The following is a 12,861-nucleotide window of genomic DNA, read 5'->3' as shown; positions in this document are numbered from 1 at the left end:
ATGAGAGAATGGATCAACCAAAGCAAAATCGACTTACTGGCGAAGGAGATCGGTGAAGAAAACGTGCCGATCTTGGTCAACATTTTTCTTGGTGAACTCAATGATTACCAAAGTAAGTTAGTCAGTGATACGGTCGCGGACAAACTCGGCTATCTCAAGGAAATCAGCCATGCGCTGAAAAGCAGTGCGGCCAGTTTTGGGGCTGATCGCTTGTGCGCCAAAGCGGTGGAGTTAGATAGTCGCGCCAAATCTGGCGAGATGATGGACATCTCGCTAGAGGTGGAACACATGCTTGAGTTACTGAAGCAGACGCATCAATGCTACTCCGATTTAGTTCATTAACTGCTCTTCGATAGCTTGTCTCAGCTTCTGCCGATCATGACGCCAGTCGCGGTTGGCGGAAGCCAAATCTCGGGTAACAAAATTCCAACGCTGTTCTAACTCTGGATGAGGGTGATGGCCCAATACCACATCAATTTTGCGCCCTTGGCAGGCGCGTTCACACCATTCCAATTTTTGCTCTAAGCTCATTCGTCCTGCAGGTCCATATTCTGGCGATAGGTTCTCGACAAAAATCACTTTCGCAGTTTGATTACGAGCAATCGCCTTGCCCAATTCTGGCAGCAGAAGAGGAGGCATGACGCTGGTTAAAAAGCTTCCGGGGCCCAGAATCACGCAGTCTGCGTCTTGAATGGCGGTTACCGCTTCTTTGGTGGCCGGGACTTCAGGCGCAAGGTCAAGTCTTCGCAAATCTTGAGTCATCTCATCGACGCTGGTTTCACCGGTGACCCATTTGCCATCCATAGCGAGGGCTGCCAGATCGGATGGGTGTTCAGACATGGGTAGGATATTGACATCGACTTTGAGCATGTTGCGAATAAGATTGATCGCATCCAATGGGCGCACCGAAAGGTTATCTAATGCGGTGAGCATTAGGTTGCCCAAGTTGTGGCCGTTGAGCTCCCCTGCGCCTTTAAAGCGGTATTCAAACATCATTGAACTGATCGACGGCTCGGTAATCAACTGGTTGATGCAGTTACGGGTATCTCCCCAAGCAATCCCACCTTGGCAGTGACGAATGCGTCCTGTGGAACCGCCGTTGTCTGTGGTGGTGACTATGCCAGTGGCATTGGAACCAAACACTTTGAGCGCTGCCAGCATTCGCCCAAGACCGTGGCCGCCGCCAATCGCAACCACTTTTTTGTTTTCGTATAGAGACATAAGTTTTTTCTTATTTTTTCATAACTCGCAGCAATTTAGCGAACTTGGTTCATAATGAGTACCCATTTAGGGCTAATTTCTGCAAGGTAACCATTTTTTTCTGGTTAAGGCTAGAATCACGTACAATTATTAAGTATTTTACCAGCAGCCTGAGCTAAAGAGATGGCAACATCATAGTGCTTGGCCTTAACTCCGAGCTTATCGCGCTAAGTTTAAACCTTTAAATATGCGTTGTAAGCCAGTGACCGCTTGTCACAAGGGCAGAATTGGAAATGATTTTGCCTCCCGTATTTGGAAAGGTGTTCTGTGGCGCAACAATTCGAAGACAGATTTCAGCGTAAATTTTACTATTTACGTCTATCCATAACCGACGTTTGTAATTTCAAATGTACGTATTGCTTACCTGATGGTTACAAGCCATCAGCGGATCGCCCTGCCTCTTTTCTGACGGTGAATGAGATTCGCCGAGTGGTGAGTGCGTTTGCCCATTGTGGCACTTCCAAGGTCAGAATTACCGGCGGTGAACCTTCACTGCGCAAAGATTTTGGCGAGATTATTCATGCCATAGCGCAAACTCCCGGCATTCAAAAAGTTGCGACGACCACCAATGGCTACCGTTTAGCCAAACATATTGCTGAGTGGCGCGAAGCGGGGTTGACTCAACTGAATGTCAGCGTAGATAGCTTAGATCCACGTATGTTTGCGCAAATCACCGGTGAAAACCGCTTTCAGCAAGTGATGTCCGGCATTGATCGCGCCTTTGAAGTTGGATTCGAGCAAGTCAAAGTCAACGTGGTACTGATGAAAAATCTTAACCACCTTGAACTGCCCAAATTTATGGCGTGGATTAAAACTCGCCCCATCCAACTGCGTTTTATTGAGTTGATGCAAACCGGAGAAATGGACGCGCTGTTTGCTCGCCATCATGTTTCTGGCATTTCGATCCGCGACTATCTCTTCGGTAACGGCTGGTTACTCAAAGCCAGAGCCGATAACGATGGCCCTGCACAGGTGTTTATCCATCCGGATTTCCAAGGCGAGATTGGCCTTATCATGCCTTATGAGAAAGATTTTTGTCGCAGCTGTAACCGCCTTCGGGTGTCAGCACTTGGCAAACTGCATCTGTGCTTATTTGGCGAACAAGGCATCGAGCTACGCGATCTTTTGCAAGACGATCACCAAGAAAACGCATTGATTGAACGAATTCAAACTCAGTTGCAAAACAAGGCGGAAACCCACTTCCTGCATGATGGAAATTCGGGTATGACGCCGCATTTAGCCTCGATTGGCGGCTGAGTTTCTACCGATAATCTGACCTCACCATTGAGGTTTAACCATTTTGAAAAGGTGAACAAATGGGTCACGCAGAAAGCAAATTTCAAGCAGCAAATATCGCCGTTTTAACCGTGTCAGATACGCGTACGGAAGAAAACGATACCTCAGGCCGTTACTTGGCTGAGCAGCTTCAAGAAGCAGGCCATACACTGGCAGATAAACAGATCGTGATTGACGATATGTACAAAATCCGTGCAGTGGTTTCACAGTGGATTGCGGATGAAACCATCCAAGCGATTCTGATCACCGGTGGCACAGGGTTTACTTCTCGTGACAGCACACCTGAAGCACTTAAGCCTCTGTTTGATAAAGAAGTGGAAGGTTTTGGCGAGCTGTTTCGCATGGTCTCTTTTGAAGAGATTGGCACCTCGACCATTCAATCGCGCGCGGTTGCGGGGTTTGCTAACCACACGGTGATTTTTGCTATGCCGGGCTCGACTGGCGCATGCCGCACCGGTTGGACAAAAATCATTAAACAGCAATTGGATGCTTCCCATCGCCCATGTAACTTTATGCCGCACCTAACGGTATAAGGGAGGTTTGATGAGCCAACTCACTCACATTAATGCTTCGGGTGAAGCCAATATGGTGGATGTGTCGAATAAAGCCGATACCGTCCGTGAAGCTCGTGCCGAGGCCTATGTGCGCATGGCACCCGAAACGCTGCAACTCATCCTCTCTGGCCAGCACCATAAAGGGGATGTGTTTGCCACGGCGCGAATTGCGGGCATTCAAGCCGCGAAACGTACGTGGGAGCTAATTCCGCTCTGTCACCCGTTGCTGCTTTCCAAGGTGGAAGTACAGCTTGAAGCCTTGCCAGAACAAAACAGCGTACGCATTGAATCTCTGTGTAAACTCAGTGGTAAAACCGGAGTGGAAATGGAAGCGCTGACGGCGGCATCGGTGGCGGCACTGACCATTTACGACATGTGCAAAGCGGTTCAGAAAGACATCGTGATTGAGAACGTGCGATTGCTTGAAAAATCGGGCGGAAAATCAGGACACTTTAAGGTGGATGCATGATTAAAGTGCTGTTTTTTGCCCAAACTCGAGAGTTGGTGGAGTGCGATAGTCTGGTGGTTGACCACGCTTTTGCGACGGTAGAAGCCTTGCGCCAACATTTAGCGCAGCAGCCTGGTAAGTGGGATATGGCACTTGAACCGGGTAAGCTATTGGCGGCCGTTAATCAATCGATTGTGCCATTCGATACAGAGCTACAAGATGGCGATGAAGTGGCCTTTTTCCCACCAGTGACCGGAGGCTAGTATGGACCATCGCGTATCGGTGCAGACGGAAGATTTCTCTGTTGCTCAAGAATATGAAGCGTTAGCGCAAGGCTCCCAAGCGGGGGCTGTGGTGACTTTTGTCGGCAAAGTTCGGGATATGAACTTGGGCGATAATGTCGTGGGCTTACACCTTGAACACTATCCGGGCATGACGGAAAAATCCTTGCTGGAGATTTGCGATATGGCTCAGGAGCGTTGGCCTCTACAACGCGTTCGCGTTATTCATCGCATCGGCGATATGCTCAGCGGCGATCAAATCGTGTTGGTTGGTGTCAGCAGTGCGCACCGCAATGCTGCGTTTGCGGCGTGCGAGTTCATCATGGATTACTTGAAAACCCGCGCGCCATTTTGGAAAAAAGAGCTGACGACCGAAGCGAGTCGCTGGATTGATTCACGCGACAGTGATCATCAAGCCGCGCAGCGCTGGGAACAAGGGGAGTAACAAGGCTATTCATGCCAAGTGGTACTACTAAACATATGGATGGTGCCACGTTGCTCATGTTTGGCATGAAACAGCGCTTTATCGGCCACTAACACAAGCTTTTCTGCGGTCATTTCTTTCTCTATTTGATCACAATGGCGAATGCCTATGGTAATCGTCACATGATCTGCCACTCGAGAACTCAGGTGCGGGATGTTCAGCTCATGAATCATCGCCATCAGTTTTTCGGCTCGTTGCTGGCACTGCTTTGCATCGACTCTGGTCATAAAAATCAAAAATTCATCCCCGCCGTAGCGAAAGCAAAGGTCTAGATTCGATTTCCATTGACGCAGCGTTTGGCTGACCTTGCACAGGACATCATCGCCTTGAATATGACCATATCCGTCGTTGTACTCTTTAAAACAGTCAATATCGATCATTAATAATGCGCTGCTGACCCGATCGAGTCTGGCGATGTCCAGTGCTTGCGGCAGCAACGAATCCATTGCATAACGGTTATACACTTGGGTCAGATGATCCATATGAGTCAGGTGCTCAAGTTCCAGCTGATGCTGCGCGAGTTTTTCAACCGTGTGCTTGTAGTCTGAGATGTTACGCACGGTCCACAACACCATGTCTGTGTTGGGAAGAGGGATGACTAATGCGGAGAAATACTGCTTTTGGCTTGGTCCTGGGACATTGTCAAAACAGGGCAACTGGGTTGGATCAATTGCATATTCCAACTCTTTGGCACAGCCCTGCTCGATCGCCTGTTGGATGACGTCAGTAAACCAAGCAGCCTGTGCTGCCGGTAACACATCATACTGGTTTAAACCGACCAGATAAGAGGGGTTGTGATGGCGTTCACTGTCCGTACCTCCCCATGCTTCGATATACACCCCTTGCTTATTGATGAGAAAAGTGGGCTCAGGCAGTGATTGAAAAATAAACTGCAGAATTTCAGGATTGGCAATAATCGTCGCGGAAAAAATAGAAGTCACCGACCTGATTCCTAATGAGTGATCGCTTATTACTCTATTTATAGATGATCTTACTCAGAACGGATACGGGTAGGCCGTGACATTCATTCTCAAAAGCTCATGTTCATAAAAAAGGATGAATTTTTGGAAATTGTGTGGTGCAACCACAAAATGAAACAGGATAAATGGCTCATTTTGAACAACACTTAACTCAATCAGCGTGAGATGGGTTTAGTAAAGGAGAACAGGATGGACTCACTGAAAGTCAGCGATTATATGACCCTACAAGCAGTATCATTCAGTCCAGATATGTCGCTCAGTGCGGCGCTCGAAAAAGTGGTGCGTTCAGACAACATGGGCGGCCCTGTGATTGATGCGCAGCGGCATGTGATTGGTTTTTTATCCGAACAGGATTTGTTGGATAAGCTGGTGCATGCCAGTTATCACTGCCAAGATGCCCATTTGGTGAGTGATTGTATGCACAAAGAGGTGCTCTCGGTTGCGCCAGAAACCTCCATTATTGAGCTTGCGGCGATGATGAAGGTCGGAAAACCGAAAATGTATCCTGTGGTGAGTGATGGCAAATTGGTCGGTGTGATCACGCGGCGTGATGTACTACGAGCCCTGAGCAAAACCTTAACCAACAGTTTTCAACATCCGGTTTAATGTGACCGATGAGCATGTCCAACTTTTTATGCTTTTGTGCTTGAATGCGCTTGACCTTGAAGTTGACTCCAAGGTGTAAGCTGATCACAGCACACAAAAAGGAGATGGAAATATGTGTACTAAACACCATGCTTGTCGTTCAAAATCGTTAACTCAACCTATGCACAGCCACCAAACGAGCTGTGACGGAAGCCCCAAAATTGTCGCCATTCGTGCGGCAGGTGTAAGCGCTTCTTGTGACGGCGATAGTTGCTGTACCAGTGATGGTGGTGGCGGTGCGACGTTGGAAGAAGACCCCGAGCGACGCCACGAGCCACACTCATCACACTATCAGCAGAGTTGGTATATCGCAGGAATGGATTGTCCTTCTTGCGCACAAAAAATTGAAAAAGCCGTTAAGCAGTTGGGTGATGTCACTCAAGTGCAGGTAATGTTCGCCACTCAGAAATTGGTGGTTGGCTTTAATCAACCCTCAACCGCGCCGCTTATCGAACAAGCGGTACGCGACAGCGGTTTTAGTCTAAACCCAGCCGCCAGTTCAGCGGCAACACCATCCCAATCCAAGCAGCCCTTCTGGCAGAGTGAAAACGCACGAATTATCGGTATCGCTGCGCTGATGGCAGTAGGTGCCTTAGTCAACTCCAGCGAGATGAGCCGCTGGATTTATACGCTGACTTGTCTATTGGGGCTGTTCCCCATCCTTCAACAAGCTTGGCGTCTCACCAAATCGGGTTCTCCTTTCTCGATTGAAACCTTAATGTCGGTTGCCGCAATTGGCGCGCTTTATTTGGGGGAAACCTTAGAAGCCGCCATGGTATTACTGCTGTTTTTGATTGGTGAGCGCTTGGAGGCTTATGCCGCTTCTCGGGCGCGAACGGGCGTACAAGCCTTGATGGCGCTGGTGCCAGAAACGACGATTCGTATACAACATGGAGAGCGTGTCACCGTTCCTGCCGCGCAGTTGCAACCGGGCGATGTCATTGAAGTGGCTCCCGGAGGTCGTTTACCAGCGGATGGGCGCTTACTTGCCGCCGCCAGTCTGGATAACAGTGCGTTAACGGGCGAATCCTTACCTGTCGAATTAACGGCAGGGGAGCGGGTTTCTGCAGGTTGTGTGGTCGTGGATAAGGTGGTGCAGATTGAAATTACCTCGAAACAAGGTGAAAACGCCATCGACCGTATTTTGCATATGATTGAAGAGGCGGAATCGCGCAAAGCACCCCTGGAGCGTTTTTTAGATAAATTCAGTCGTTGGTATACCCCGCTGATGATGCTGGTCGCGCTCGCCGTGATTGTGGTTCCGCCATTAGTGTTTGATGCCGATTGGCAGACTTGGATTTACCGTGGCCTTGCTTTGCTGCTCATCGCTTGTCCTTGTGCGCTAGTGATATCTACACCTGCGGCGATCACTTCGGGTTTAGCGGCGGCGGCGCGTCGTGGGGCTTTAATTAAAGGTGGTGCGGCATTAGAGCAATTGGGAAAAATCGAGACCATTGCCTTTGATAAGACAGGCACCTTGACCGAAGGCAAGCCGCAAGTCACAGACCTTATCCCGCTGCAAGGTTGGGATAGCGCGACCTTGTTAGCTCGGGCTGCTGCGATTGAGATGGGCTCACATCATCCCTTAGCGACCTCGCTGGTGGCAAAAGCGCAGGCGGAGCAACTGACCATCCCACAAGCGCAAGAGCGTACCGCCTTGGTTGGGCGAGGCATTAGCGGCCAGATTGATGGTGTTCAGTATCGTCTGCTTGCGCCAAATCGGGTCGAAACCAAATTGCCCGACGTGGTGAAACAGCATGTCGAAATGCTTGAAGCTGAAAGTAAAACCGTAGTTGTGATGCTGGCAAGTGACGCGGTGGTTGGTGTGATTGCTTGGCAAGACACGCTGCGCAGTGATGCACGTCAAGCGGTCGCCGCCTTACATCAACTCGGGATTAACGCCTTGATGTTGACGGGAGACAACGAACGCAGCGCGGCCGCAATGAGCCAGCAACTGAAGATGGATTTTCGGGCAGGTTTATTGCCGCAAGATAAAGTCGGCTACATTCAGCAGTTGGCACAACATCAACGTGTCGCCATGGTGGGTGATGGCATTAACGATGCCCCAGCCATGAAAGAGGCGAGTATTGGTATCGCAATGGGCGGCGGTACCGACGTCGCGCTAGAAACCGCCGATGCAGCACTGACTCACAATCGCTTGATTGAGTTGGCGGGGATGATTGAGCTGTCTCGTGCTACGTTGGCCATCATTCGCCAAAATGTGGTCTTAGCCTTGGGACTTAAAGCGGTGTTCTTAGTCACCAGTTTACTTGGCATTACCGGATTATGGATGGCGGTGTTGGCCGACAGCGGTGCAACCGCACTGGTCACGCTCAATGCACTGCGTCTGCTTAAATTCCGCTCTTCGACTTCGGAATAAGGTCGTTTAACTAGGAGGTTCGCCTCCTAGTTTTTCCGTATGTATTTCAAGTCTCAACGACTATACCAAAACTACTTGGAGTTGCAGGTAGGCGGCAAGAGAGTGACAAATTTGTCTGGAACAAATTTGCACAGCCATCGGCTGGCCTTTGGTGAGAACCAAGGATGGCTCTCATAATCCCCATGAGCATAGATAAACACTGTGATTGGGGTGAGCGAACGTAGCCAACATCGCTGCAGCTTCAAGTAGGAAGGGGATAGAGGTATCTCTCTGTAATAGGAATCGACTTGCATTACAGATACATTTGTTTGTGATGCAAATCGATTAATTATGAAAGTTTGATGTTTATTGCTGTCTTTGGTGTGATTGTTGTCACTTATTTGCGCGAAGCTATCGGGTAAAGTAACTCCGTACCCTAAATGATAAGTGCGCTGAATAGACGCAATTGAAGGAGCCTCCTATGACCAAAACCGTATTCCACCTTGGTGTGACTGAAGCAGATTTAAACGGTGCCACTCTCGCTATTATTCCGGGCGACCCTGCTCGTGTGCAGAAAATCGCGGAGCTGATGGATAACCCTGTTTTCCTCGCAAGCCATCGTGAATATACCGTATACCGCGCAGAGCTGGATGGCCAGTCTGTGGTGGTGTGTTCAACCGGTATCGGTGGACCTTCAACATCGATTGCGGTTGAAGAGTTAGCACAATTAGGCGTGCGTACTTTCTTGCGCGTTGGCACGACTGGTGCGATCCAGCCTCATGTGAATGTTGGTGATATGATTGTCACAACCGGTTCTGTGCGTTTGGATGGTGCAAGTCTGCACTTTGCGCCGATGGAATTCCCAGCGGTACCGGATTTTGATGTGGCGACCGCAATGAAAGCGGCAGCACAAGAAAGTGGTGCAACAGTTCACATGGGTGTGACAGCGTCCTCCGATACCTTCTACCCAGGCCAAGAGCGTTACGACACTTTCACTGGTCGCGTAGTGCGTCGTTTCCAAGGCTCGATGAAAGAGTGGCAAGAGATGGGCGTGCTCAACTTTGAAATGGAATCGGCAACTCTGCTGACCATGTGCGCGAGCTCTGGTTTGAAAGCGGGTTGTGTGGCAGGTGTCATTATCAACCGTGCTCAAAAAGAGATCCCAGATCACGCAACGTTGAAAGAAACCGAAGCGCGTTCTATCAAGGTTGTGGTGGAAGCTGCGCGTAAGATGCTGAAATAAGCGTCAGATCTTCTTCACTGAATTAAAAAGCGCCACTTGATGTGGCGCTTTCTATTTCCTAAATCCTTTACCTGCCTGTTTAAGCCACAACAAGCTGTGGTAACGGGTGATAGAGGCTTTCCAACAAATCATTGAGCATATGGTCGTATACCTGCGCAATGGTGGCCGAAAGCTCAGTGCTTAACTGATAGAGTTCATGGCTTTCTGGCATTAAGCCACTGCTGTCGGTGATTTCGTTCAATTGGCGCATCGCGGATGAGCAGACCGGTGATCCCAGTGTTAAAGGACTGATCAGCGCTAACTGATTGAGCTTACGCTGCATCAGCTCACAATAGTGGCGAATCCGTAACTCATTATTTTCATTTCGAGAGTCATCAATGCACAAGCGCAATTGGGTGAGTGTCTCCATCGCATCAAAAATTTGTTGCCAGTTCATGTGGTACTCATCACTCAATTCTTCTCGTCCTGATTCCGCAAGCCAAGCGATGACCACATCATCCATCAAATACATGCAGTGGCGTATCAACTTACCGTGTAAGCGTTGATTTTTCCCCACATTGGCTTGCTCCCATTCGTTTAACACCGTTTTCAACGAGTTTTGCAAAATTCGATAGGAGGGTTTGTTGTCAAAGTGGGCAATCTGGATCAGTTGCTCCGACTTTTCTAACAAACGTTTTTGCAGCTTGGATAGGTCGTGCTCAGTTTGCGAATGCGTCTCTTGTTGGCTGAGTGTTTGATGAGTGAGACTGCGGTGCTGGCGACACAGCGCCAACACTTCGCGCAAACAGATCAGCAGTTCAAATTTACGCTGTTGTGTCGAATGTTTCCGCTGAGAGAGCGTATAGATAAAGCCGAGAATTGCTAAAGACAGAACCAGAGAAATTGTCACAAACATAGCCACCTCCGTGTTGGTGTTTGACCATCCCATTCCAGTGTGGAAGGGTACAGAGAGGTATTGCAGTTTGAATGCCAAAAAATTAATGATTAAAAATCAATGGTTTATTATTTTTGATTAATTGGGTATGCACATTTATGGGGCATAATGCGCAAAAAATGTGAGCTAGAGCCTGCGATGGCCAAGAGAGTTATGGGGTACAAGAAGGGAAAGCGTTTGGCTTGAGATAGTGGGTGATGACAAAAAAGCCTTTGCAGAGGCAAAGGCTTTTCAGGTGTTGGCTTGCTAATCAAGACACAATAATTACATCACGCGCATGCCCGCTTGAGCGCCTTGATGCGGTTCAAGCAACCACAGGTCGCTACCACCAGGGCCTGCAGCGAGGATCATGCCTTCAGACATACCAAACTTCATCTTACGCGGTTTGAGGTTTGCTACCACGACAGTGTATTTGCCAATCAGATCTTCTGGTTGGTAAGCAGATTTAATGCCAGAGAAGACTTGACGAGTTTCACCGCCGATATCGAGTTCAAACTTGAGCAGCTTGTCCGATTTCTCGACCGCTTCACAAGAAAGAATCTTAGCAATCCGCAGATCCACTTTCGCAAAATCATCAAACTCAATTTCCGCGGCTAGAGGATCTTTGCTCAGCTCGGTTTCTGCGCTCTTTGGTTTTGCGGCATCTGCTGCGGCTTTTTCGGCTGCCGCCTCGGCTTTCGACGCCTCAATCATAGCTTCAACCTGTTTCGGATCGATACGGTTGAACAGTGCTTTGAATGGCGTAACCGCATGATCCGTTAGCGGAGTTGCCACGCCTTCCCAAGTCAATTCTTGGTTAAGGAAAGCTTCAGTACGCTCTGCCAACGCAGGCATCACTGGCTTGAGGTAAGTCATCAGTACGCGGAATAGGTTAATGCCTACCGTACAGATGTCTTGCAGTGCTTGGTCTTGGCCTTCTTGTTTCGCGACAACCCAAGGGGCTTTTTCATCCACATACTGGTTGGCTTTATCGGCCAATGCGGTGATTTCACGGATAGCACGACCAAACTCACGCGCTTCAAACAGCTCAGCAATACGATCGGCTGCGCCAGCAAATTCAGCGTACAGCTCAGGCTCCGCAAAGTGTGCAGACAGCTTGCCATCAAAACGTTTAGTGATGAAACCTGCATTACGTGACGCAAGGTTAACGATCTTGTTCACCACGTCAGCATTCACCCGTTGGGTGAAGTCTTCGAGGTTCAAATCGAGATCATCAATGCGGTTATTCAGTTTTGCCGCGTAGTAGTAACGCAGACACTCTGGATCCAAGTGATTCAGGTAAGTGCTGGCTTTCACAAACGTACCTTTCGACTTAGACATTTTCGCGCCATTGACGGTCACATAACCATGCACAAACACGTTGGTCGGTTTACGGAAACCAGAGCCATCGAGCATGGCAGGCCAGAACAAGCTGTGGAAATAAACGATGTCTTTACCGATGAAATGGTAAAGCTCGGTTTTGCTGTCTTTATTCCAATATTCGTTAAAGTCTAAATCGCCACGCTTGTCGCACAGGTTTTTGAATGAACCCATGTAACCAATCGGAGCATCTAGCCATACGTAGAAGAATTTGTCTTTCTCGCCCGGGATTTCAAAACCGAAGTACGGTGCATCACGGGAAATATCCCACTGTTGCAAGCCGCCTTCAAACCACTCTTGCATTTTGTTGGCGGTTTCTGATTGCAAAGAACCTGAACGTGTCCACTCTTTAAGCATGCTCTCAAACTGAGGCAGGTCGAAGAAGAAGTGCTCAGAATCTTTCATCACTGGCGTCGCGCCAGAGACGGCGGATTTTGGATTGATCAGCTCAGTCGGGCTGTAAGTCTCACCACACGCGTCACAGTTGTCGCCGTACTGGTCTTCTGATTTACATTTCGGGCAAGTGCCTTTTACGAAACGATCCGGCAAGAACATCTCTTTTTCAGGATCGAACAGCTGAGAAATGGTGCGGCTTGAAATAAAGCCGTTCTTTTTCAGTTGCAGATAGATGTGTGAAGCCAGCTCGCGGTTTTCATCACTGTGCGTGCTGTGGTAGTTATCAAAGCTAATATCGAAGCCAGCAAAGTCGCGTTGGTGCTCTTCGCTCACCATCTCGATCATCGCTTCTGGTGTCATACCCATTTGCTGTGCTTTCAGCATGATAGGTGTGCCGTGCGCATCATCCGCACAGATAAAGTTGACTGTATTGCCACGCAGACGCTGATAACGAACCCAAATGTCAGCTTGGATATGCTCAAGCATATGACCAAGGTGGATTGAACCGTTCGCGTAAGGCAGGGCACAAGTTACCAGAAGTTTTCTTGGATCGTTTGCCATACTTAATATTCGCTTTTCTTGATAGGGACCAAATTGAAGCGATAATACTACCCTAAGCACG

13 protein-coding genes and 1 riboswitch are annotated in these 12,861 nt (G+C 48.9%); of the genes, 9 read left to right on the top strand and 4 right to left on the bottom strand.

Annotation, left to right across the window (positions count from 1 at the left end; translation table 11 throughout):
* The gene (luxU, locus tag R4537_RS14245) at positions 1 to 342 is read left to right on the top strand and encodes a quorum-sensing phosphorelay protein LuxU (protein ID WP_001209531.1); all 342 of its coding nucleotides are present in this window, start codon (positions 1 to 3) and stop codon (positions 340 to 342) included.
* Here luxU and R4537_RS14240 read toward each other — a convergent pair.
* The gene (locus R4537_RS14240; protein WP_000061070.1) at positions 331 to 1,221 is read right to left on the bottom strand and encodes a YvcK family protein; all 891 of its coding nucleotides are present in this window, start codon (positions 1,219 to 1,221) and stop codon (positions 331 to 333) included. The genes luxU and R4537_RS14240 overlap by 12 nt on opposite strands.
* A gap of 178 nt (positions 1,222 to 1,399) precedes the next feature.
* Positions 1,400 to 1,539, top strand: a riboswitch (molybdenum cofactor riboswitch).
* On the opposite strand from R4537_RS14240, the gene moaA reads away from it, so the two are divergent.
* The 5 genes from moaA to moaE all read left to right on the top strand — a co-directional run bounded on the left by moaA (position 1,528) and on the right by moaE (position 4,284).
* On the top strand, positions 1,528 to 2,517 hold the full coding sequence (gene moaA / locus R4537_RS14235) for a GTP 3',8-cyclase MoaA (RefSeq protein WP_071178591.1): 990 nt from the start codon (positions 1,528 to 1,530) through the stop codon (positions 2,515 to 2,517). Its footprint overlaps the riboswitch before it by 12 nt.
* A 59-nt stretch (positions 2,518 to 2,576) precedes the next feature.
* Positions 2,577 to 3,089, top strand: a complete 513-nt coding sequence (gene moaB, locus R4537_RS14230) for a molybdenum cofactor biosynthesis protein B (RefSeq protein ID WP_000509705.1) — start codon at positions 2,577 to 2,579, stop codon at positions 3,087 to 3,089.
* Between the two features lie 10 nt (positions 3,090 to 3,099).
* On the top strand, positions 3,100 to 3,579 hold the full coding sequence (gene moaC / locus R4537_RS14225; RefSeq protein ID WP_000080913.1) for a cyclic pyranopterin monophosphate synthase MoaC: 480 nt from the start codon (positions 3,100 to 3,102) through the stop codon (positions 3,577 to 3,579).
* Positions 3,576 to 3,821, top strand: coding sequence for a molybdopterin synthase sulfur carrier subunit (gene moaD, locus R4537_RS14220; RefSeq protein ID WP_000598590.1), 246 nt, complete (start codon positions 3,576 to 3,578; stop codon positions 3,819 to 3,821). The genes moaC and moaD overlap by 4 nt, the downstream gene beginning before the upstream one ends.
* 1 nt (position 3,822) lies before the next feature.
* Positions 3,823 to 4,284 (top strand): molybdopterin synthase catalytic subunit MoaE, encoded by a 462-nt coding sequence (gene moaE, locus R4537_RS14215; protein ID WP_071178516.1) that lies wholly within the window; start codon positions 3,823 to 3,825, stop codon positions 4,282 to 4,284.
* Between the two features lie 5 nt (positions 4,285 to 4,289).
* On the opposite strand, the gene R4537_RS14210 is transcribed toward moaE, so the two are convergent.
* The gene (locus R4537_RS14210) at positions 4,290 to 5,264 is read right to left on the bottom strand and encodes a GGDEF domain-containing protein (RefSeq protein WP_071178515.1); all 975 of its coding nucleotides are present in this window, start codon (positions 5,262 to 5,264) and stop codon (positions 4,290 to 4,292) included.
* Between the two features lie 228 nt (positions 5,265 to 5,492).
* On the opposite strand from R4537_RS14210, the gene R4537_RS14205 reads away from it, so the two are divergent.
* From R4537_RS14205 to udp, 3 genes are all read left to right on the top strand, one after another.
* Positions 5,493 to 5,909 carry a CBS domain-containing protein gene (locus tag R4537_RS14205; protein WP_071178514.1) on the top strand — a complete coding sequence of 139 codons (417 nt, stop codon included), beginning with the start codon at positions 5,493 to 5,495 and terminating at the stop codon, positions 5,907 to 5,909.
* Positions 5,910 to 6,021: 112 nt separating this feature from the next.
* A complete protein-coding gene (locus tag R4537_RS14200) occupies positions 6,022 to 8,328 on the top strand; it encodes a zinc/cadmium/mercury/lead-transporting ATPase (RefSeq protein WP_071178513.1) in 2,307 nt (768 codons plus the stop codon).
* Positions 8,329 to 8,788: 460 nt separating this feature from the next.
* Positions 8,789 to 9,550: a uridine phosphorylase gene (gene udp / locus R4537_RS14195; RefSeq protein ID WP_071178512.1), complete on the top strand. Its 762-nt coding sequence runs from the start codon at positions 8,789 to 8,791 to the stop codon at positions 9,548 to 9,550.
* Positions 9,551 to 9,629: 79 nt separating this feature from the next.
* On the opposite strand, the gene R4537_RS14190 is transcribed toward udp, so the two are convergent.
* Positions 9,630 to 10,445 (bottom strand): hypothetical protein, encoded by an 816-nt coding sequence (locus R4537_RS14190; RefSeq protein ID WP_000498210.1) that lies wholly within the window; start codon positions 10,443 to 10,445, stop codon positions 9,630 to 9,632.
* Positions 10,446 to 10,748: 303 nt separating this feature from the next.
* Positions 10,749 to 12,800: a methionine--tRNA ligase gene (gene metG, locus R4537_RS14185; RefSeq protein WP_001262543.1), complete on the bottom strand. Its 2,052-nt coding sequence runs from the start codon at positions 12,798 to 12,800 to the stop codon at positions 10,749 to 10,751.
* Between the last annotated feature and the right edge of the window lie 61 nt (positions 12,801 to 12,861).

It is taken from the genome of Vibrio paracholerae (genome assembly GCF_037672085.1).
In the GTDB taxonomy this organism is placed as follows: domain Bacteria; phylum Pseudomonadota; class Gammaproteobacteria; order Enterobacterales; family Vibrionaceae; genus Vibrio; species Vibrio cholerae.
This window is presented reverse-complemented; position numbering and strand designations above follow the sequence as displayed.